Origin of the sequence: Streptomyces sp. 7N604 (genome assembly GCF_052245475.1) — a bacterium.
In the GTDB taxonomy this organism is placed as follows: domain Bacteria; phylum Actinomycetota; class Actinomycetes; order Streptomycetales; family Streptomycetaceae; genus Streptomyces.
The window spans coordinates 74,428-95,814 of sequence record NZ_JBQQBX010000009.1; the positions used below are offsets into that span (position 1 = coordinate 74,428).

Consider the following 21,387-nt stretch of genomic DNA (forward strand, 5'->3'; position numbering starts at 1 on the left):
ACCGCCTGCGCATGGGTGAACGGCCCCGGAGCCCCGCTCCGGGGCCGTTCGGCCGTTCAGGCGCCTTCAGGTGCGCCATCTGCGCAACAAGCTCGACCGGCCCTTCGGGCGCGCGGCGATCGAGACCCGCCAAGCGGCCCGGGTGGCGCTCAGTCCCGGCAGATCAGCAGCAGCGCCCGGTCGTCGTTGACATCCCTGGCCACGGTCTCGATCAGGTGCCACGCCGCACCCTGGAAGCCGGAGGAGATATAGCGGTCCGCTGCGCCCGTCAGGCGGTCCATGCCCTCGGTCAGGTCGCGCTCGGAGGACTCGACCAGGCCGTCCGTGAAGAGCATCAGTACGTCGCCCTGGCGCAGCGTCCCCTTGATCGGGTCGAACTGCGCCCCGTCGTAGACCCCGAGCAGCGGCCCTTCCGCCGCCTTCTCCTCCCACGTGCCCGCGCCCGCGCTGCGCTGGAGCGCGGGCAGGTGGCCTGCCGACAGCAGTTCGTAGTCGCCGGTGTCCAGGTCCAGGACCATATGGATCGAGGTCGCGAAGCCCTCGTCCCAGTCCTGGCGGAGCAGATAGCCGTTGGCCGCCCGCAGGAACTCGTGCGGCGGGAGCGAGCCGAGCAGGCCGCCGAAGGCGCCCGACAGCAGCAGGGCGCGCGAGGCCGCGTCCATGCCCTTGCCCGAGACGTCGGTGAGGACGACCTCGAGCGTCCGCCCGCCGTTCGTACGGGCCGCCACGACGAAGTCGCCCGAGAAGGACTGCCCGCCCGCCGGCCGCAGGGCCATCTCCCGGTGCCAGCCTCTCGGCAGCTTGGGCAGTTTGCTCTGCACCCGGATGCGCTCGCGCAGGTCGAAGAGCATGGTGCCGCCGCGCCGCCACGGCACCCCGACCCGGCTGCGGAACTGGGCGATGACAAGACCGACGAAGCCGATGGCTCCGACCAGCAGAATCGTGCCCGGGGTGACGCGGGAGGTGCCCTGGCTGTACGGGCCGAGGACCGCCGCCTCCACGATCAGCCCCACCGCGGACCCGCCATAGAGCAGCAGCAGGCTCGCGGGCCGCAGCAGCAGTCCGCCGAGCACGATCGGGAGGACGAGCGCCGCGGGCGGGCACCAGTCGGGGACGGCGATCGTCCCGGCGGCGATGGCCGGGACGGTGAGCATCAGGGCGGCGAGGACGATCCAGTCGGAGCCGTCGCCGCGGAAGTAGTCGACCCCGGCCCGGCGCAGCCCGATGCGGACCCGATGCGAACTCCTGCGCATCCGGGCCGTCAGGGTCTCTGCTCCCGCGACGCGTGCCATTGCTCCGGGACCCTATCCACCCGGGCCCGTGATGTGCACTGTCGGCCTGCCGGGTGACGCACATGCGTACGGGAAATGCGCTCGCACGTACAGGAATGCGCTGATAGGGATGGCGTATGAGGACACGGGTGCCGGCTGAGCTGCGTGTGCTGCGGCCCGCGGAGTGGGACGAGTGGTTCGACACGCTGGTGCGCGCGTTCGGCGGGGTGGCCGTGTCCCCGGAGGAGCGGGAGCTGGACCACGACCTGACCGAGGTGGAGCGCTCCATCGGCGCCTGGGACGGCGACCGCCCAGTGGGCACGGCGGGTGCGTTCAGCTTCCGCCTGTCGGTGCCGGGCGGCGCGCTGGTCCCGGCGGCCGGCGTCACGATGGTCTCCGTGGCAGCGACGCACCGCCGCCGCGGCGTGCTGAGCGCGATGATGCGGCGCCAGCTGGACGACGTACGGGCGTGGGGCGAGCCGCTCGCCATCCTGACCGCCTCGGAGCCGGAGATCTACGGCCGGTTCGGCTACGGCATCGCGACCGGGCTGATGCACGCGGAGGTGGACACCAGCCGGGTCCGGCTGGCGGTCCCGCCCGGCACGGACGATGTACGGCTGCGGATGGCGGACCCGGCGGACGTGCTCCACGCGTGCGAGGCGGTGTACGCGGCCTCGGTGGGGCTGCGCCCGGGCATGCTGGTCCGGATACCGGGCTGGGAGCGGCACGCTCTGCTCGACCCGCCGTCGGAGCGCGCAGGCGCGTCCCCGCTGCAGTGCGTGGTGGCGGAGGCCGGCGGCGAGGTGGCCGGCTACGCGCGCTACGCCGTCGAGCCGGAGTGGGACGCGGCCGGTCCGAAGGGTGCGGTCCTGCTGCGCGACATCTGCGCGCCGGACCCGGCCGCGTACGCCGCGCTCTGGAGGTTCCTCTTCGACCTCGACCTCACGTCGACGGTAAAGGTCAGGAACCGGCCGGTCGACGACCCGCTGCTGCACATGGTCTCCGACCCGCGCCGGTGCCGGATCGGGTTCCGCGACTCCCTGCACGTACGTCTGGTGGACGTCGGCGCGGCGCTTCAGGCGCGGGCGTACGCGGCGCCGGTGGACGTCGTGTTCGAGGTGCAGGACTCCTTCTGTCCCTGGAACGAGGGACGCTGGCGGCTCACGACTGACGCCAAGGGCGGCGCCGACTGCAGGCGTACGGACGACCCGGCCGATCTGGCGCTGTCCGTACGGGAGTTGGGGGCCGCCTACCTGGGCGGGACCACGCTCGCGGCGCTGGCGGGGGCGGGGCGCGTACGGGAGTTGCGCGGGGGCGCGCTGCGGGAGGCGTCGGTGGCGTTCGCCTCCGACGTGGCGCCGTGGCTGCCGCACGGGTTCTGAGCGGCCCGGCCCAGGGCCACTTGGGCCGTCAGGCCTGACAGGTCGGGCACCAGAAGAGATTGCGGGCGGCGAGGTCGGCGGTGCGGACCTCGCCGCCACAGATATGGCACGGCAACTGCGCGCGGCGGTAGACGTACACCTCGCCGCCGTGGTCGTCGACGCGCGGCGGGCGGCCCATCGCCTCCGGCGTGTGCTCGGGGCGGACCGTGTCGATCCGGTTGTTCCGTACTCCTTCCCGCATCAGCGCCACCAGATCCGCCCAGATCGCGTCCCACTCCGCCCGCGACAGATCGCGGCCCGCCCGGTACGGGTCGATGCCGTGCCGGAAGAGGACCTCCGCGCGGTAGACGTTGCCGACGCCCGCGACGACCTTCTGGTCCATGAGCAGCGCCGCGATCGACGTACGGCTGCGGGCGATACGGGCCCAGGCGGGCTCGCCGCCCCTCGTCTCATCAGATGCGGTCGCGGAGCGCAGCGGATCGTCGCCGAGCCGGTCGTGGATCGCCTGCTTCTCGCCGTCCGTGATCAGCTCACAGGCGGTCGGGCCGCGCAGGTCCGCGTACGCCTCCGGGGTGGCGAGCCGCAGCCGTACGGCGCCGACGGGCGCGGGTGCCGGACCGTCGCCGAAGCGGAAGGTGCCGTAGAGGCCGAGGTGGATGTGGACCCAGCCGACCGCTCCGAAGCCGAGGAAGAGGTGCTTGCCGTGAGCGTCGGTCTCCGCCAGCTCCGTGCCGTCGACGAGCGCGGCGCCGTCCGCGAACTTGCCCTGCGGGCTCGCGGCACGCACGGACCGGCCGCCGAACCTCGCGAAGTGGTCGGCGGCCAGCCGGTGGATGGTGTGCCCCTCGGGCATCCGGCGCTCAGCCCTCCTGCTGGGGCTGCTGGGGGTGGTGCGCGGGGATGGGGGGCAGCTCGCCCGTGGTCTCGTACGCGGTGAGCATGTCGATGCGGCGGGTGTGGCGCTCCTCGCCCGAGTACGGGGTGTTCAGGAAGATCTCGACGAACGTCGTCGCCTCGTCGCGGGTGTGCATCCGGCCGCCGATGCTGACCACGTTGGCGTTGTTGTGCTCGCGGCCGAGGGCCGCGGTCTGCTCGCTCCAGGCCAGCGCGGCCCGTACGCCCTTGACCTTGTTGGCGGCGATCTGCTCGCCGTTGCCCGAGCCGCCGATCACGATCCCGAGGCTCTCGGGGTCGGCCGCGGTCTTCTCGGCGGCGCGGAGGCAGAACGGCGGGTAGTCGTCCTGGGCGTCGTAGATGTGCGGGCCGCAGTCGACGGGCTCGTGGCCGTGGGCCCTGAGCCACTCGACGAGGTGGTTCTTGAGTTCGAAACCGGCGTGATCGGAGCCGAGGTAGACGCGCATGATCCGAGTGTGGCATGCCCACGGCCGGGCCGACGGCATCGGGTGGCGCGTGGGTGGCCTGTGTCGCATCTGAAGGGAAGTTCCCCTATAACGATCCGGAATCAAAGGTTTTCCTCAAACTTCCCCTGCGTTTCACTGGCCGGGCTCGTAACCCGAGAGCTAAGGATCGTGCACATGAGCGCACAACCCACGGCCACGAAGACGGCGGCGGACCCGGGCACCCCGGGCCATCCCTCCTCCCCCGACGGCCTCAAGGCGGGTCTCAAGAACCGCCACCTCTCCATGATCGCCATCGGCGGCGTCATCGGCGCCGGGCTGTTCGTGGGCTCCGCCTCCGGCATCGCCGCCGCGGGCCCCGGCATCCTGCTGTCCTACGCCCTCGTCGGCGCCATGGTCGTCTTCGTCATGCGGATGCTGGGCGAGATGGCCGCGGCCAACCCGACCTCCGGCTCCTTCTCCGCCTACGCGGACCGCGCCCTTGGGCGCTGGGCCGGCTTCTCGATCGGCTGGCTGTACTGGTTCTTCTGGGTCGTGGTGCTGGCGGTCGAGGCGACCGCCGGCGCGGTGATCCTGGAGGGCTGGGTCCCTGCCGTCCCGCAGTGGGCCTGGGCCCTGATCGTCATGGTGGTGCTCACCGCCACCAACCTCGCCTCCGTCAGCTCGTACGGCGAGTTCGAGTTCTGGTTCGCCGGGATCAAGGTCGTCGCAATCGCCGCGTTCATCCTCATCGGCGGGCTCGCGGTCTTCGGCCTGCTGCCCGGCTCGCAGAGCGAGGCGGCGGGGCTCGCCAACCTCACCTCGCACGGCGGTTTCCTGCCGAACGGCGCGGGCGCCATCCTCACCGGTGTCCTGATGGTCGTCTTCTCCTTCATGGGCAGTGAGATCGTCACCCTCGCCGCCGGTGAGTCCGAGGACCCGCAGCGCGCGGTCACCAAGGCCACCAACAGCGTGATCTGGCGGATCGGCGTCTTCTACCTGGGCTCGATCTTCGTCGTGGTGACGCTGCTGCCGTGGGACGCCAAGGCGATCACCGAGCACGGCTCGTACGTCGCCGCGCTCGACTCCATCGGCATCCCGCACGCCGGGCAGGTCATGAACGTCATCGTGCTGACGGCCGTGCTGTCCTGTCTGAACTCCGGCCTCTACACCGCCTCCCGGATGGCCTTCTCGCTCGGGCAGCGCGGCGACGCGCCGAAGGCGTTCGCGCGGACGAACGCCAAGGGTGTGCCGCAGGCCGCGATCCTGGCGTCGGTCGTCTTCGGCTTCGTTGCGGTCTACTTCAACTACCAGTCGCCGGATACCGTGTTCAGCTTCCTGCTGAACTCCTCGGGCGCGGTCGCGCTCTTCGTCTGGCTGGTGATCTGCTTCACGCAGCTGAGGATGCGGGGGATCATCCTGCGCGAGGCGCCGGAGAAGCTCATCGTCCGGATGTGGCTGTTCCCCTACCTGACGTGGGCGACCATCGCGATGATCTCGTTCGTGCTGGTCTACATGCTCACCGACGACGCGGGGCGGGAGCAGGTCGTGCTCTCCGTGCTGGTCGCGGCGCTGGTGGTGGCGATCGCGCTGGTGCGCGACCGGCTGAACGCGCGCAAGAAGGACGCGGCCGTCAAGCCGTAGGGCCCCCGCGTAAGGCACCCCGTAAGGCCGCCGCGCCATACGGGTCGGGGCCCGCGCCCAGTTACAAAGAAGGAAGGGCCCCCGCGCGGACGTGACGGGCGGGGGCCCTCCTGCATGTCGGCCCGCGGTGTGGTTCAGTCGAAGATCGGGCCGACCGTCCGCGTCCTCTTGATCTCGTAGAAGCCGGGGGTGGACGCCACCATCAGGGTGCCGTCCCAGAGCTTGGCCGCCGCCTCACCCTTGGGGGCCGGGGTGACGACCGGGCCGAAGAAGGCGACCCGCCCGCCGTCGGCGCCGGGTACGGAGATGACCGGGGTGCCGACGTCCTGGCCGACCAGTTCGATGCCCTCGCGGTGGGAGTCGCGCAGCTCGGTGTCGTACGCGTCCGAGCCCGCGTAATCGGCCAGCTCCGCCGGGAGCCCGGCGTCCGCCAGAGCTCCGGCGATCGCCTCCGGCGTGGCGCCCTCGCCGCGGTTGTGGAAGCGGGTGCCGAGCGCCTCGTAGAGCGGGCCGAGCACCGCTTGGCCGAATTTCTGCTCGGCGGCGATGGCGACCCGGACCGGTCCCCAGGCCTTGGTGGCCAGCATCTCGCGGTACTCCTCGGGCAGCTCGTCGAGCTTGTTCTCGTTGAGCACCGCCAGGCTCATCACATGCCAGCGCACCTCCACCGGGCGCAGCTTCTCCACTTCGAGCATCCAGCGCGAGGTCATCCAGGCCCAGGGGCAGAGCGGATCGAACCAGAAGTCGACCGGGGTTTTCTCGGAGGCGGTCACGTAAAGCTCCTCAGGGGTCACTACCGCTTGGGGACTCCCGGAGAACACCGCGCGGTGCCGCCGCCATTCCCGCACATGTCGTGTGCTGGCTGTCAGCGCAGCGTGACACCATGGCGAACGTTCAGAGTGTGAGACGGAGACGACGATGACGAGGGAGAGGAGCCGCCGTGCCCGGTGAGAACCTGACCCGTGACGAGGCCCGCGAGCGGGCCCGGCTGCTGTCCGTGGACGGGTACGAGGTGGCGCTGGACGTGCGCTCGGCCGTCGGGGCGGGCCCCGCCGCGGGCGCAGGGGACGGTGACGAGCCGCGCACCTTCCGGTCGGCCACGACGATCCGCTTCCGCTGCGCCGAGCCCGGCGCCGCCACCTTCGCCGATCTGGTCGCGCCGTCCGTGACCTCGGTGGTCCTCAACGGGCGGGAGCTGGACCCGGCCGGGGTCTTCGACGGGGCGCGGATCGCGCTCGACGGCCTGCTGGCGGAGAACGTACTGACGGTGGACGCCGAGTGCGCGTACAGCAGGACGGGCGAGGGGCTGCACCGGTTCGCCGACCCGGAGGACGGCGAGGTCTACCTCTACACGCAGTACGAACCGGCCGACGCCCGGCGCGTCTTCGCCAACTTCGAACAGCCGGACCTCAAGGCCCCCTTCACCTTCACCGTGACCGCCCCCGCCGACTGGACGGTGCTGAGCAACGGCGCGGCGGAAGGCAACCCGGAGCCGGCCGGTACGGGGGCCTCGACCTGGCGATTCGTGACGACCCAGCCCATCGCGACGTACATCACGGCGGTCGTCGCGGGCCCCTATCACTTCGAGCGCGAGCACTACAGCCGGACGCTGCCCGACGGGAGGGTTCTCGAGATCCCGCTCGGTGCGCTCTGCCGCAGGTCACTCGCCAAGCACTTCGACGCGGACGACATCTTCACCGTCACCAAGCAGGGCCTGGACTTCTTCCACGACCACTTCGACTACCCGTACCCGTTCGGGAAGTACGACCAGGCGTTCGTGCCGGAGTACAACATCGGGGCAATGGAGAACCCGGGCTGCGTGACCTTCCGGGAGGAGTTCGTCTTCCGGGGCAAGGTCACCCAGGCCTCGTACGAGCACCGGGCGAGCGTCATCCTGCACGAGATGGCGCACATGTGGTTCGGCGACCTGGTCACCATGGAGTGGTGGGACGACCTGTGGCTGAAGGAGTCCTTCGCCGACTTCATGGGCTCCTTCTCGCTGGTCGAGGCCACCCGCTTCACCGACGGCTGGATCACCTTCGCCAACCGCCGCAAGGCGTGGGCCTACCGCGCCGACCAGTTGCCCTCCACCCACCCGGTCACGGCCGACATCCGGGACCTGGAGGACGCCAAGCTCAACTTCGACGGGATCACGTACGCCAAGGGCGCGTCCGTGCTCAAGCAGCTCGTCGCCTACGCCGGGCGGGAAGCCTTCCTCGAGGGCGCCCGGCGCTACTTCCGGCGGCACGCGTACGGGAACACCCGGCTCGAGCACCTGCTGGACGTGCTCGAGGAGACCTCGGGCCGCGACATGGCCGCGTGGTCGCGGGCCTGGCTGCAGACCGCGGGCGTCAACTCGCTGACGCCGCATGCGACATACGACGCCCAGGGCCGCGTCACCGAGCTCGCCGTCCTCCAGGAGGCGTCCCCGTCCCACCCGACCCTGCGCCCGCACCGGGTCGCGGTCGGGCTCTACCGGCGCGAGGAGATCTCGGGCCGGCTGGTGCGGTACGCCAGGGCCGAGGTGGATGTCGCCGGGCCGCGCACCGTCGTCGCCGAGCTGGCCGGGGCCGAGCGCCCCGAGCTGGTCCTGATCAACGACGAGGACCTCACGTACTGCAAGATCCGCTTCGACGAGGCCTCGCTCGACACGCTGCGGGAGCGCCTGGGCGACCTCGGCGACCCGCTCGCCCGCGCCCTGTGCTGGTCCGCGCTGTGGAACCTCACCAGGGACGGGCTGATGCCCGCGCGGGATTACGTGAACCTGGTGCTGCGCTTCGCCGGCCGGGAGAGCGACATCGGCGTGCTCCAGACGCTGCACACCTGGGCCAAGTCGGCGCTGGTGCACTACGCGGCGCCGGAGTGGCGGGCGGAGGGCGGCAGGGCGCTCGCCGAGGGTGCCCTGCGCGAGCTGCGGCTCGCCGAGCCGGGCAGCGGCCACCAGCTGGCGTGGGCGCGCTTCTTCGCGCAGGTCGCCTCATCGGAGGCGGATCTGCGGCTGCTCGAGGGGCTGCTCGCGGGCACCGGCAAGATCGACGGTCTGGACGTGGACCAGGAGCTGCGCTGGACGTTCCTGGAGCCGCTGGCCTCGCACGGGGTGGCCGATGCGTCGGTGATCGGGACCGAACTGGCCCGTGACGACACGGCGTCGGGGAAGCGGCACCAGGTGCGCTGCCTGGCGGCCCGGTCGTCCGCGGAGGTGAAGGCGCAGGCCTGGGCCGATGTGGTGGAGTCCGACCATTTGTCGAACGCGCTCGTGGAGGCGACGATCGCGGGCTTCGGCCAGCCCGGCCAGCGCGGACTGCTCGCGCCGTACGCGCCGAAATACTTCGCCGCGATCGAACGGGTCTGGCGGGAGCGGTCGATCGAGATCGCCATGGCGATCGTTCGCGGCCTCTACCCGGCGCTCCAGGACGACCGCAGGACCCTGGAGATGTCCCAGGCGTGGCTCGACGAGCACACGGACGCGCCGCCCGCCCTGCGCAGGCTCGTGCTGGAGGCGCACGACGACCTCGCGCGCGCCCTGCGCGCGCAGCGCTGCGATACCCAAGCCGCCCCAGGCGCCGGGGCGTTGTGACATCTGGGGGCGAAGCCCCAGGTGAGCGGCGGGAACCCCCGTTCGGTGGAACGCCTGTCGGCACTCGAACTCCCGTACTTTAGGGCGGCGATGTCTGCGTTTGTCGACGGGCGTGTAACAGCGGTTAGGGGGCGGTCGGGCGGCGGGAATCGGCGGGTCATGAACTCCAACCTCCCGCTCTCCCCCCGCCCCTTGCGCCACCTTTCCGACGCCCAGCGGCGAGTTTTGACGCTTCGTCAGTTGCGCGACCACGGCATCTCCACGGCCGACGCCGCCGAGCGCACCCGCCCCGGCGGCTGCTGGCAGCGCCTGCTCCCAGGCGTCTATCTGCTGCACCCGGGGCCACCCACGAGCGAGGAGCGGCTGCACGCAGCCCTGCTGTACGCGGGAAGGCACGCAGAGGCCGACAGCGGCGAGGCGATGATCACCGGTCTCGCGGCGCTCACCCTGCAGGGCTTCGCCTCCGCTCCACCGCTGCGCTCCCTGGACCGCATCGACGTCCTGGTTCCGCGGAACCGCCGGGTCCGCTCTTCGGGCCTGGCGCACATCCTGCGCACCGCACAGCTCCCCGCGCCGCTGGAGATCACCGGTGTGCCTGTGGCCCCCGTGCCGCGCGCCCTCGCCGACGCCGTCGCCCAGCTCTCCGACCCCGCTGCCGTACGCCGCCTGCTCACCGAGGCCGTACGCGGCGGTCACTGCGAACCCGGCGCTGTCGTACGGGAGTTGAACCGCGCCCGGCTGCTCTCCCGGCCGCATGTCGTCGATGCCGTGGACACGCTCCTCGCGGAGAGCAGGGCGCTCGCCGAGGGCCGTCTCTACGAGATGGTGCGCTCGTACGGCCTGCCCGAGCCGGTGTGGAACGTCGACCTGCGGCTGCCGGGCGGCCCGCTCCTCGGGGGCGTGGACGCGTACTGGCCCGAATACTCGGTGGCCCTGGAGCTCGACGCGCGCACCCCCCGGCAGGACGAGAACACCGCCTGGGCGGAGGGCGCGCGCAAGCGTGAGCACCTGGAAGGGCTCGGCATCACGGTGGTGCACACCACCCCGAAGAAGCTGCGCGAGGCGATCGAGCAGCAGGCCGCCGTGGTCCGCACGGCCCTGATGGCGGCCGGGGACCGGGAGCCCGCGGCCTACGTGGCCGTCATCCCTCGGTGAGGAGGCCCGCGCACCTTCGCTACGGCGTTACAGCGCTGCGGTGCTGCGGTGCTGCGGTGCTGCGGTGCTGCGGTGCTGCGGTGCTGCGGTGGAGCGGCGCTACGGCCGCTTGAGCAGCAGCTCCGTGTTCCGGTCCACCGGGTCGCCCGCCAGCGCGGACCGCGTGCCCGGGGCGTTGAAGGACAGTTCCCGGTAGAGGGCGGCGAGGCCGGTCTGGGACAGGTCGGCGAAGTCCGTGCGATAGGGGGCGGCCGACTCGATGAGCGTGGTGAAGAGGGACAGCGTGCCGTCGCCGTTGTCCACCAGCTCGATGATCCGGGCGAGTTGGGGGAAGTCGATGTGCGAGGCGGTGGAGATCTCCCAGAAGGTGCCGTGCGGAGTGATCTTGTTCTTGTGGCTGTGGCCGTTGATCCAGGCCACCGCGTTGCGATGCCGCTTCAGCACCGCGACCACCTCGTCGCCGCCGTGCCGCTGCTCGTTCGGCCGCGCCGGGTCGGGCCGCAGGTTCCGCATCGTCTTGCTCGTGTGGTGGCTGAAGATCAGGGCGTAGCGGTCCTTGTGCTTCTCCAGCGTGCGCTCCAGCCAGCGCAGCTGCGCGGTGCCGAGCGAGCCCTCGTAGTGGCCTCCGGGGTCGGTCGTGTCAAGGCTGATGCCGATGACGTCGTCGGAGATCCGGAAGGAGTAGTGCAGCCGGTTCGCGGCCAGGTCGGCGGCGGTGTAGCCGTGGCCGACGGGGCCCGCGCCGGCGTACTTGGGGTCGAGGTGCGCCTGGAGGTACTCGCGCGGGGTGAAGGGGGCGCGGCCCTCGTCGGGCGTCACGCTGCGCATCTTCCGCGCGTATGTGCGCAGCAGCTCCTTGAAGTTCTCACCCTTGGGGTCGAGCCCCTTCTTCACGGCCTTCCACAGGGCCGCTCCCTCGGCCTCCGGCAGGGTCTCCAGCTTGCGGCCGCCGACCGCGAAGTCGGCGAAGAAGCTGTCGCCGGGCGCGTAGCAGCCGCCGGGCAGGCTGTCGTGGTTGCCGACCGTGGAGTACCAGGGCATGCGCAGACCAGGGCTGTTGACCTGCCGGATCGCCGCGTCGAGGAAGCCGTCGATACGCGGGAAGCCGAGCTGCTTGTCCGCGTCACGGAGCGCCGCCTCCGGCTGCCAGTACAGCTTCAGGCCGCTGTCCTGCACGCCTTCGTAGCGGTGCGGGTCACCGGAGTTGGGCGTGACGCGCCCGCCGCTCATGGCGGTGAGGAACCAGTCGAGCTCGGTGCGGGAGTTGTTGTCGGTGTTGTCGCCCGTGGTCATGACGAAGGAGAGCGGTGCGCCGGTGGCGGGGCCGCCGCGCAGGGCGTTGACCCGCTCGACGAGCGAAATGGCACCGGCGACGGACAGGGCCTCCTGCGGCCGCCAGGCGCTGGCGGTCTGGGCGCGCATGTACTCGTAGCGCAGCGGGTGCTGGACATCGACCACGTGGAGATCGGTGAACTGCACAAAGGAGGCGAGCGTGGTGCGGCGGTCCTCGCGGCCGGACTTGGCGGAGACGATCTCGGGGCGTACGACACGGGGCCAGGCGGGCCCGTCGGTGAGTCGCTGGTAGCCACCGGAGCCGCGCGGGGCCGAGACGGTGCGGAGGGTGGTGCCGGCGGTCGACGGCGCGGCGGCGGGCTCGGTGGCCGGGGCGCCGGGCGCGTCCCGTACGGCCCTCTGTCCGGCGAGGCGCCCGGTCGCGGGCGACGTCGCCTCGGCCGATCCACCGCCCGGCCCGAAGGCGAGCCCGAGCCCGGCTGAGACGCCGACGGCGCTCGCTGCGGCGAGCAGGGCACGGCGGTCGAGGGCGGAGGCGACGGACTTGGTCCGGGACATGCGCGAACTCCCCGAGTGCGGTTGGGCGCGAGCGGGTTTCCCGCTCTCTCGGGATGGTTGGCACCGGGGGTGGCCTGAGCTTTAACGATGCAGAAACGACCGACGCCGATCGCGGCACATGGATCATGTGCCGCGAAAGCGGTCACCCTGCACTTGCGTTCCGGCGAGTTGGCGATCACCGCATGTTCATCTGACGGGGTAGCGGGCCCTGCCGTCCGGGCTTGCCGCATCGTGGCCGACTGCGGGCCGGTGGTCGTGTTGTGCCCACCCTCCCCCATGGCCTGAACGGCATGGAGGCACCCCCATCGCCCTGCGGAACGGCTGCCCACAACATGAAATGTGCGCCTTTGCGCTCGGTGGCGTGTGGCGGAAATGTGCCATGGCCACCACGCGTCTCGGACAACGCTCCCCAAACCCCCGCCGCTTACATAAAAGTTCGGTCATCCGGCTCCGAAATCCGGACCCCCTTTTCCTTTTGAGAAGCAGGGATGACCATGCCTTCATCTTCGCTACCCGAGTCCCCCGCACCCGGGCCGAGACGCACGGTACGGATCGCGATAGCCGCGGGCCTGGTGGCCGCCCTCGCCGCCACCGGGCCCGCCGCCGCTCCCGCACTCGCCTCGGACGGTGACCCCGCCCCGGCTGCGGTCAAGTCGGCCGACGACAAGCTCGGTTCGGCCGACGCCGACCTCCTCGCCGAGGCCAAGGCCGACGGCGACAAGAACGTCACCCTGATGATCGCCACCGCTCCCGGCGCGACCGAGCAGGTCGCGGACCAGCTGGATGCGGTCAAGGGCGCCTCCGTCGGCCGCACGTACGACAAGCTCGGCTACGTACGGGCCACCGTCCCGACGAGCAGAGCCGATGCGGCGATCGCCGACGCGAAGAAGCTCTCCAGCGTCCACGCCATCGACCTCAGGCACGAGATCGAGCTCGACGACCCGACGCCGAAGGCCGACCGGGCCAAGGGCGCCGGGACCGCGGCGGAGGGCACGTACCCGGCGCCCGGCAAGAACACCCCGGCCAGGAACCCCTACCAGCCGTCCTTCGAGACCGGCGCCGTCGACTTCGTCAAGCAGTACCCGAAGGCGGACGGCCGCGGCATCACCATCGGCATCCTCGACTCGGGCGTCGACCTGGGACACCCGGCGCTGCGGAAGACGACCACCGGCGAGCGCAAGATCACCGACTGGGTGACGGCGACCGACCCGATCGTGGACGGGGACGCGACCTGGCGGCGGATGACCAACCCGGTCACCGGGCCGACGTTCACCTTCAACGGCCGCACCTGGACCGCGCCCGCGGGCTCCTACCAGGTCAACGTCTTCCGCGAGGCGGCGAGCACCGGCGGCGACGCCAAGGGCGACCTCAACCGGGACGGCGACACCACCGACCTGTGGGGCGTGCTGTACGACCCGGCCGCCGGCACCGTCCGCGTCGACCTCGACGACGACGGCGACTTCACCGACGACGAGGCCATGAAGCCGTACAAGGACGGCTACCAGACTGGCTACTTCGGCAAGGACGACCCGGCGACCGACGTGGTCGAGCGGGTGCCCTTCGTCGTGGAGATCCGCAAGGACGTCCCCACCGACCCCTACGGCGGCGACTGGGTCGGCAAGAAGGCCGACTTCGTCAGCATCGGCATCATCGAGTCCGAGCACGGCACCCACGTCGCGGGCATCACCGCCGCCAACAGCCTCTTCGGCGGCAAGATGAACGGTGCGGCGCCCGGCGCCAAGCTGGTCTCCTCGCGCGCGTGCACCTGGACCGGCGGCTGCACCAACGTCGCCCTCACCGAGGGCATGATCGACCTCGTCACCAAGCGCGGCGTCGACATCGTCAACATGTCGATCGGCGGCCTCCCGGCGCTCAACGACGGCAACAACGCCCGCGCCGAGCTCTACACCCGCCTCATCGACGACTACGGCGTGCAGCTGGTCATCTCGGCCGGCAACAGCGGCCCCGGCGCCAACACCATCGGCGACCCCGGCCTCGCCGACAAGGTGATCTCCGTCGGCGCGACCGTCTCCAAGGAGACCTGGGCCGCCAACTACGGCTCCCAGGTGGAGAAGCGGTACGCCCTGTTCCCCTTCTCCTCGCGCGGCCCGCGCGAGGACGGCGGCTTCACCCCGACCATCTCCGCCCCCGGCGCCTCCATCAACACCATCCAGACCTGGCTGCCGGGCGCCCCGGTCGCCGAGGCGGGCTACGCGCTCCCGGCCGGCTACGGCATGCTCCAGGGCACCTCGATGGCCTCCCCGCAGGCCGCCGGCGCCTCCGCGCTGCTGCTCTCCGCCGCGAAGCAGAAGCACATCGACCTGACCCCGGCGACCCTGCGCACCGCGCTGACCAGCACGGCCGACCACATCAGCGGCGCCAAGGCGTACGAGGAGGGCTCCGGCCTGATCGACATCGTCGACGCCTGGGAGTCGGTCAAGGACGGCGCCTCCGCCCACGAGTACAAGGTCAAGGCCCCCGTCGACACCTCGATCGACTTCGCGCTCAAGGAGCCGGGCTTCGGCACCGGCCTCTACGACCGCGAGGGCGGCCTCAAGGCGGGCAAGAAGAAGACCTACGACATCACCATCACCCGTACCACAGGCCCCGACCGCCCCGTGCGCCACGAGCTGTCCCTGGCGAACAACGACGGCACGTTCCGGCTGGCCGGCTATGACGAGATCGGCCTGCCGCTGAACAAGCCGGTCACCGTCAAGGTCGAGGCCAGGCCCGGCTCGGCCGGACTGCACAGCGCGATCCTGGAGCTGGACGACGAGCGCACCGAGGGCACCGACCGGCAGATCCTCACCACGGTGGTCGTCTCCAGGGAGCTCGCGAAGCCCGCGTACGCCTTCTCGGCGTCCGGCTCGGTGCAGCGCAACAGCACCAGGTCCTACTTCGTGACCGTGCCGGAGGGCGCGAAGACCCTCGAGGTCGCTATCGGCGGGCTGAAGACGGGCAGCCAGACCCGCTTCATCGCGATCCACCCGTACGGCGTTCCGGTCGACCCGACCTCCACGCCCAACTGCTACAACAACTACCCGAATCCGGCCAACACCTGCCGCCCGGACCTGCGCTCGTACGCGGACCCGCAGCCGGGCGTCTGGGAGATCGAGGTCGAGGCGCGCCGCACCTCGCCGCTGCTCGACAACCCGTACACGCTGGACGTCACCGCGCTCGGGGCCACCTTCGACCCGGCCGTGAACACCGTCCCCGAGGCCGAGGTCGGCGCGCCCGCCCCGGTCGAGTGGAAGGTGACCAACGGCTTCGCCGCCATCGACGGCAAGCTGAAGGGCGGCTCGCTCGGCTCGGCCAAGGTCGCGCGCCCGTCGATCAAGGACGGCGAGACCCAGACCACGGAGCTCACCCTCGGTGAGGGCGTGGAGCGGCTTGACGTCGCCATCGGCAACGTCTCGGACACCGCCGCCGACCTGGACCTCAACGTCTACCGGGACGGCGAGCTCGTCGGCTCGGCGGCGGACGGCGACTCGGAGGAGGCGGTCAGCCTCGACAAGCCGGCCGCCGGTACGTACACCTTCGAGGTCATCGGCTACGCGGTCCCGGCGGGGAGCACCGAGTACGACTACCGGGACGTGTACTACGCGTCCTCGCTCGGCCAGGTCAACGTCGACGAGTCGCAGGCCGTCAAGCTCGCCAATGGCGCATCGACGCAGGTCACAGCCGAGGTCGTGGTGGGCGGCGCGGCCCCCGAGGGACGGCAGTTCTTCGGCGAGGTCCAGCTGCTGAACGCCCGTGGCACGGCCGCAGGCACCGGCAGCGTCCGGATCGAGAAGGTCACTCCGTAACCCGGAAGGGCCCTGTGACGGCGGGGCGGGCGCCCGGAAACGGCGCCCGCCCCGTCCGTCTGTCCGGCCGTCTGTCCGGGGCCCGCTCGATCGGCCCGTCCCGTCGGCCGCCCCATCTGCCCGTCCCGCAGTCCGGACAAACCAGACAATCGAGTGGACAGAACGGCCGGGTCCCGGCTCATGATGTGGGGCATGTGTCGTGCCGTTCCGGCACGCCGGAACGGAGAGGGAGTCGTATGAGGGTCGGAATCGTCGGAGCCACGGGGCAGGTCGGCAGCGTGATGCGGGCCGTGCTCGCCGAGCGCGGGTTCCCGGTGGATGAGCTGCGGCTGTTCGCGTCCGCGCGCTCGGCGGGCTCGACGCTGGCATGGCAGGGCCAGGAGATCAGCGTCGAGGACGCCTCGACGGCCGACTACTCCGGCCTGGACATCGTGCTGTTCTCGGCCGGCGGCGCGACCTCCCGCGCGCTGGCGGAGAAGGTCGCCGCGCAGGGCCCCGTCGTCATCGACAACTCCTCGGCCTGGCGCCGCGACCCCGAGGTGCCGCTGGTGGTCTCCGAGGTCAACCCTCACGCGATCGGGAACCGGCCCAAGGGGATCATCGCCAACCCGAACTGCACGACGATGGCCGCGATGCCCGTGCTCAAGCCGCTCCACGCGGAGGCGGGTCTCGCAGCGCTGGTCGTCGCCACCTACCAGGCCGTATCCGGCTCGGGCCTGGCCGGCGTCGCCGAGCTGCACGGCCAGGCGTCCAAGGTGATCGCCGACGCGGACAAGCTCACCCACGACGGCCGGGCCGTGGACTTCCCGGAGCCGGGGGTCTACCAGCGCCCGATCGCCTTCAATGTGGTGCCGCTGGCGGGCTCGATCGTCGACGACGGCCTCTTCGAGACCGACGAGGAGCAGAAGCTCCGCAACGAGTCCCGCAAGATCCTCGAGATCCCTGGGCTCAAGGTCTCCGGCACCTGCGTCAGGGTCCCGGTCTTCTCAGGCCACTCGCTGCAGGTCAATGCCCGTTTCGAGCGTCCGCTCAGCGTGCGGCGCGCCTACGAGCTGCTGAAGGACGCCCCGGGCGTGGAGCTCTCCGAGATCCCGACCCCGCTCCAGGCGGCGGGCAAGGACCCCTCGTACGTGGGCCGCATCCGCACCGACGAGACGGTCGAGAACGGTCTCGCGCTCTTCGTCTCCAACGACAACCTGCGCAAGGGCGCGGCGCTCAACGCGGTCCAGATCGCGGAGCTGGTGGCGGCCGAGCTCAGGGGCTGACGCCGACCGGACGCAAAGAGGGGCGGGCGCCACGAGCGCCCGCCCCTCATTCGTCGTGCGGCCCGCCCGCCGAGGCCCGCTCGCAGACCCCGGGCGGAAGCGCCACGACGTGGAAGGATGGCTGAAACGTAACGACGAAGGAGATGACGCCGCGTGCCTGGCACGAATCTGACCCGCGAAGAGGCGCAGCAGCGGGCGCGCCTGCTCACCGTCGACTCCTACGAGATCGAGCTCGACCTCTCCGGCGCCCAGGAGGGCGGCACGTTCCGCTCCGTGACCACGGTGCACTTCGACTCCGCCGAGGCGGGCGCGGCGACCTTCATCGACCTGGTGGCGCCGACCGTCCACGAGGTCGTGCTGAACGACGCCGCGCTCGACCCCGCCGAGGTCTTCGCGGACAGCCGGATCGCCCTGCCGTCCCTGGAGGCGGGCCCCAACGAGCTGAAGGTCGTCGCCGACTGCGCGTACACCAACACCGGTGAAGGGCTGCACCGGTTCGTCGACCCGGTCGACCAGCAGGCGTACCTCTACACCCAGTTCGAGGTGCCGGACGCCCGCCGGGTCTTCGCGTCCTTCGAGCAGCCGGACCTGAAGGCGACCTTCCAATTCACCGTGAAGGCCCCCGAGGGCTGGACGGTGATCTCGAACTCGCCGACGCCCGAGCCCGTCGGCAACATCTGGCGCTTCGAGCCGACGCCGCGGATCTCCGGCTACGTCACCGCGCTGATCGTCGGCCCGTACCACAGCGTGCACAGCAGCTGGGAGAAGGACGGCCGGTCGGTGCCGCTCGGGATCTACTGCCGGCCCTCGCTCGCCGAGCACCTCGACTCGGACGCGATCTTCGAGGTGACGCGGCAGGGCTTCGACTGGTTCGAGGAGAAGTTCGACTACCCCTACCCGTTCGCGAAGTACGACCAGCTGTTCGTGCCGGAGTTCAACGCGGGCGCGATGGAGAACGCGGGTGCGGTCACCATCCGCGACCAGTACGTCTTCCGTTCGAAGGTGACGGACGCGGCGTACGAGATGCGCGCCGAGACGATCCTCCACGAGCTGGCCCACATGTGGTTCGGCGACCTGGTGACCATGGAGTGGTGGAACGACCTGTGGCTGAACGAGTCGTTCGCCACGTACACCTCGGTCGCCTGCCAGGCGCACGCACCCGGCAGCAAGTGGCCGCACGCCTGGACCAGCTTCGCCAACTCCATGAAGACGTGGGCCTACCGGCAGGACCAGCTGCCCTCGACCCACCCGATCATGGCCGAGATCCGCGACCTGGACGACGTCCTGGTCAACTTCGACGGGATCACGTACGCCAAGGGCGCCTCGGTGCTGAAGCAGCTCGTCGCGTATGTCGGCATGGACGAGTTCTTCACCGGCGTGCAGACGTACTTCAAGCGCCACGCCTACGGGAACACCCGGCTGACGGATCTGCTGGGCGCGCTGGAGGAGACCAGTGGCCGCGACCTGAAGACGTGGTCGAGGAAGTGGCTGGAGACGGCGGGCATCAACGTGCTGCGGCCGGAGATCGAGACGGACGCCTCGGGTGCGGTCACCTCCTTCGCCGTACGGCAGGAGGCCCCGGCGCTGCCGGCCGGCGCGAAGGGTGCGGCGTTCGATGATGCGGCTCCGCCGCATGGCACGCTCCGCCCGCACCGGATCGCGATCGGCAACTACGACCTCAAGGACGGCAAGCTGGTCCGTACGAGCCGGATCGAGCTGGACGTGGACGGCGAGCTCACGGAGGTCCCGTATCCGCAGGGCACGCCCCGCCCGGCGGTGATTCTGCTCAACGACGACGACCTGTCGTACGCCAAGGTGCGGCTCGACGCCGAGTCGCTCGCGACCGTCACCCAGCACCTCGGCGCCTTCGAGGCCTCGCTGCCGCGCGCGCTGTGCTGGGCCTCGGCCTGGGACATGACGCGCGACGGCGAGCTGGCCACGCGCGACTACCTGGACCTCGTGCTGTCCGGAATCGCGAAGGAGTCGGACATCGGCGTCGTCCAGTCGCTGCACCGCCAGGTCAAGCTGGCCCTGGACCTCTACGCCGACCCGGGCTGGCGGCCCACCGGCCTCGCCAAGTGGAGCGAGGCGGCGCTGGAGCGGCTGCGGGCGGCGCAGCCGGGCAGCGACCACCAGCTGGCGTGGGCGCGGGCGTTCGCGGCCACGGCCCGTACGGACGAGCAACTCGCCCTGCTGCAGGGCCTGCTGGACGACACGGAGACGATCAGCGGCCTGGCCGTCGACACGGAGCTGCGCTGGGCGCTGCTGCAGCGGCTGGCGGCGATGGGCAGGGTGGACGAGAAGGGGATCGCCGCGGAGCTGGAGCGGGACAGGACCTCGGCGGGCGAGCGGCACGCGGCGACGGCGCGGGCCGCGAGGCCGACGGCGGAGGCGAAGGCCGAGGCGTGGGCGTCGGTGGTGGAGTCCGACAAGCTGCCGAACGCCGTGCAGGAGGCGGTCATCGCGGGCTTCGTCCAGACCGACCAGCGCGAGCTTCTCGCCCCGTACACCGCGAAGTACTTCGAGGCGGTGAAGGGCGTCTGGGAGTCGCGCAGCCACGAGATGGCGCAGCAGATCGCGGTCGGGCTCTACCCGGCGGTCCAGGTCTCGCAGGAGACGGTGGACGCGACGGACGCGTGGCTGGCCTCGGCGGAGCCGAGCGCGGCGCTGCGCCGGCTGGTGACGGAGTCCCGCGCGGGCGTCGAACGCGCTCTGAAGGCCCAGGCCGCGGACGCCGCAGCCGCCGACCAGCCGTAACAACCCCACGAGTTGGTGGTGCCCCGGACCGTACGACGGCCCGGGGCACCCTGCGTGGCGGCAGGCCCTGCGCGGCGGCCGTGGCGGCGATCAGAAGGCCCATGCGACGCGTACCGCGCCGTATTTGGACTGCGATACGGCGGACCGCGGCCGCTTCTGCACGACCAGGTGCGGCCCGGGAGCCGCCCGGTGTGCCGCTACTTCGAGATGCTCGCGCCGGCGGCCGCGCCGGACGCGGGCGGCGGGATCGGCGACGCGCTCTGCGACTTCGGCGAATCGGGGCTGGCAAGGGCCGACGGGGCGGCCACACCCGCAGCCGGGTCGAGACCCGGCTCCGCGCCCGCCTCCAGCGGTATTCCGCCGACGATCCGGATCCCCGCCTCGTCGAAGGCCTTCTTGATCCGCCAGCGCAGCTCCCGCTCCACGCCCAGCGCCTTGCCGGGCATGGTCTTGGCCTGCGTACGGATCACCATCGACTCCAGCGTCACCGAGTCCAGCCCGAGGACCTCGACCGGGCCCCACAGCCGCTCGTTCCACGGCTCGTCCTTGGCGAGCGTCTCGCCCGCCTCGAGGATGGTCCTGCGGGCCTTCTCCAGGTCCTCGTCGTAGCGGACCTGCACGTCCACGGCGGCGGTGGCCCAGCCCTGGCTCTTGTTGCCGATCCGCTTGACCTCGCCGTTGCGGACGTACCAGATCTCGCCCTCGTCGCCGCGCAGCTTGGTGACCCGCAGCCCGACCTCGATGACCTCGCCGGATGCGACCCCGGCGTCGACGGTGTCGCCGACCCCGTACTGGTCCTCGAGGATCATGAAGACGCCGGAGAGGAAGTCGGTCACGAGGTTGCGGGCGCCGAAGCCGAGCGCGACGCCTGCGACGCCCGCGCTGGCGAGCAGCGGCGCCAGGTTGATGTTCAGGACCGACAGGATGGTCAGCGCGGCTGTGCCGAGGATCACAAACGACGCGACGCTGCGGAGCACGGATCCGATCGCCTCGGAGCGCTGGCGGCGCCGCTCGACGTTCACCAGCAGACCGCCGAGCGCGGTGCCGTCCACGGCCTGTGCGGTGCGGTTCATCCGCGCGATGAACCTGGTGATCGCCCGGCGGACGAGCGATCGCAGCACCATCGCGATGACGAGGATCAGCAGGATGCGCAGGCCTGCGCCGAGCCAGGCGGACCAGTTCTGCTCCACCCAGCCGGCGGCCTGGGACGCGTTCTCCTGCGCCTCCTGGAGCGAGGGCGCGGCGTCGGGCGACGTGCCGTCGGCGAGGAACCAGGACACAGTGAACACCTTCCGTATGGGACGACCAACCACACTAACGGGGCATCCTGCATGGTCCGCTG

The 21,387-nt window shown here is 71.2% G+C and carries 13 protein-coding genes; 7 read left to right on the plus strand and 6 right to left on the minus strand.

All coding sequences use genetic code 11. The features are described from left to right. Positions 1 to 149: 149 nt before the first annotated feature. On the minus strand, positions 150 to 1,292 hold the full coding sequence (locus ACTWP8_RS11970) for a PP2C family protein-serine/threonine phosphatase (protein WP_443322116.1): 1,143 nt from the start codon (positions 1,290 to 1,292) through the stop codon (positions 150 to 152). Between the two features lie 116 nt (positions 1,293 to 1,408). Between ACTWP8_RS11970 and ACTWP8_RS11975 the strand changes: the two genes are divergently transcribed. Next, positions 1,409 to 2,653 (plus strand): GNAT family N-acetyltransferase, encoded by a 1,245-nt coding sequence (locus tag ACTWP8_RS11975; RefSeq protein ID WP_443322117.1) that lies wholly within the window; start codon positions 1,409 to 1,411, stop codon positions 2,651 to 2,653. A 28-nt stretch (positions 2,654 to 2,681) separates the two neighbouring features. Here ACTWP8_RS11975 and ACTWP8_RS11980 read toward each other — a convergent pair whose 3' ends face one another. After that, positions 2,682 to 3,506 (minus strand): Fpg/Nei family DNA glycosylase, encoded by an 825-nt coding sequence (locus ACTWP8_RS11980; protein WP_443322118.1) that lies wholly within the window; start codon positions 3,504 to 3,506, stop codon positions 2,682 to 2,684. A 7-nt stretch (positions 3,507 to 3,513) separates the two neighbouring features. Further along, positions 3,514 to 4,014 carry a ribose-5-phosphate isomerase gene (locus ACTWP8_RS11985; RefSeq protein ID WP_443322119.1) on the minus strand — a complete coding sequence of 167 codons (501 nt, stop codon included), beginning with the start codon at positions 4,012 to 4,014 and terminating at the stop codon, positions 3,514 to 3,516. A 174-nt stretch (positions 4,015 to 4,188) separates the two neighbouring features. Between ACTWP8_RS11985 and ACTWP8_RS11990 the strand changes: the two genes are divergently transcribed. Beyond that, positions 4,189 to 5,634 carry an amino acid permease gene (locus tag ACTWP8_RS11990; RefSeq protein WP_443322120.1) on the plus strand — a complete coding sequence of 482 codons (1,446 nt, stop codon included), beginning with the start codon at positions 4,189 to 4,191 and terminating at the stop codon, positions 5,632 to 5,634. 134 nt (positions 5,635 to 5,768) lie between these two features. Here ACTWP8_RS11990 and ACTWP8_RS11995 read toward each other — a convergent pair whose 3' ends face one another. Next, positions 5,769 to 6,407, minus strand: coding sequence for a mycothiol-dependent nitroreductase Rv2466c family protein (locus tag ACTWP8_RS11995; protein ID WP_443322121.1), 639 nt, complete (start codon positions 6,405 to 6,407; stop codon positions 5,769 to 5,771). A 167-nt stretch (positions 6,408 to 6,574) separates the two neighbouring features. On the opposite strand from ACTWP8_RS11995, the gene pepN (ACTWP8_RS12000) reads away from it, so the two are divergent. After that, positions 6,575 to 9,211, plus strand: a complete 2,637-nt coding sequence (gene pepN / locus ACTWP8_RS12000; RefSeq protein WP_443322122.1) for an aminopeptidase N — start codon at positions 6,575 to 6,577, stop codon at positions 9,209 to 9,211. Positions 9,212 to 9,370: 159 nt separating this feature from the next. Continuing rightward, on the plus strand, positions 9,371 to 10,366 hold the full coding sequence (locus ACTWP8_RS12005) for a hypothetical protein (RefSeq protein ID WP_443322123.1): 996 nt from the start codon (positions 9,371 to 9,373) through the stop codon (positions 10,364 to 10,366). A 99-nt stretch (positions 10,367 to 10,465) separates the two neighbouring features. Here the strand turns inward: ACTWP8_RS12005 and ACTWP8_RS12010 are convergent, their stop codons facing one another. Next, on the minus strand, positions 10,466 to 12,217 hold the full coding sequence (locus tag ACTWP8_RS12010; protein ID WP_443322124.1) for a TIGR03767 family metallophosphoesterase: 1,752 nt from the start codon (positions 12,215 to 12,217) through the stop codon (positions 10,466 to 10,468). Positions 12,218 to 12,711: 494 nt separating this feature from the next. On the opposite strand from ACTWP8_RS12010, the gene ACTWP8_RS12015 reads away from it, so the two are divergent. From ACTWP8_RS12015 to pepN (ACTWP8_RS12025), 3 genes are all read left to right on the plus strand, one after another. Beyond that, positions 12,712 to 16,023 (plus strand): S8 family serine peptidase, encoded by a 3,312-nt coding sequence (locus ACTWP8_RS12015; protein ID WP_443322125.1) that lies wholly within the window; start codon positions 12,712 to 12,714, stop codon positions 16,021 to 16,023. Positions 16,024 to 16,259: 236 nt separating this feature from the next. Beyond that, positions 16,260 to 17,288, plus strand: coding sequence for an aspartate-semialdehyde dehydrogenase (locus ACTWP8_RS12020; RefSeq protein ID WP_443322126.1), 1,029 nt, complete (start codon positions 16,260 to 16,262; stop codon positions 17,286 to 17,288). 153 nt (positions 17,289 to 17,441) lie between these two features. Further along, positions 17,442 to 20,045: an aminopeptidase N gene (pepN, locus tag ACTWP8_RS12025; RefSeq protein ID WP_443322127.1), complete on the plus strand. Its 2,604-nt coding sequence runs from the start codon at positions 17,442 to 17,444 to the stop codon at positions 20,043 to 20,045. A gap of 197 nt (positions 20,046 to 20,242) precedes the next feature. Here the strand turns inward: pepN (ACTWP8_RS12025) and ACTWP8_RS12030 are convergent, their stop codons facing one another. Further along, on the minus strand, positions 20,243 to 21,334 hold the full coding sequence (locus tag ACTWP8_RS12030) for a mechanosensitive ion channel family protein (RefSeq protein WP_443322128.1): 1,092 nt from the start codon (positions 21,332 to 21,334) through the stop codon (positions 20,243 to 20,245). Positions 21,335 to 21,387: the final 53 nt, after the last annotated feature.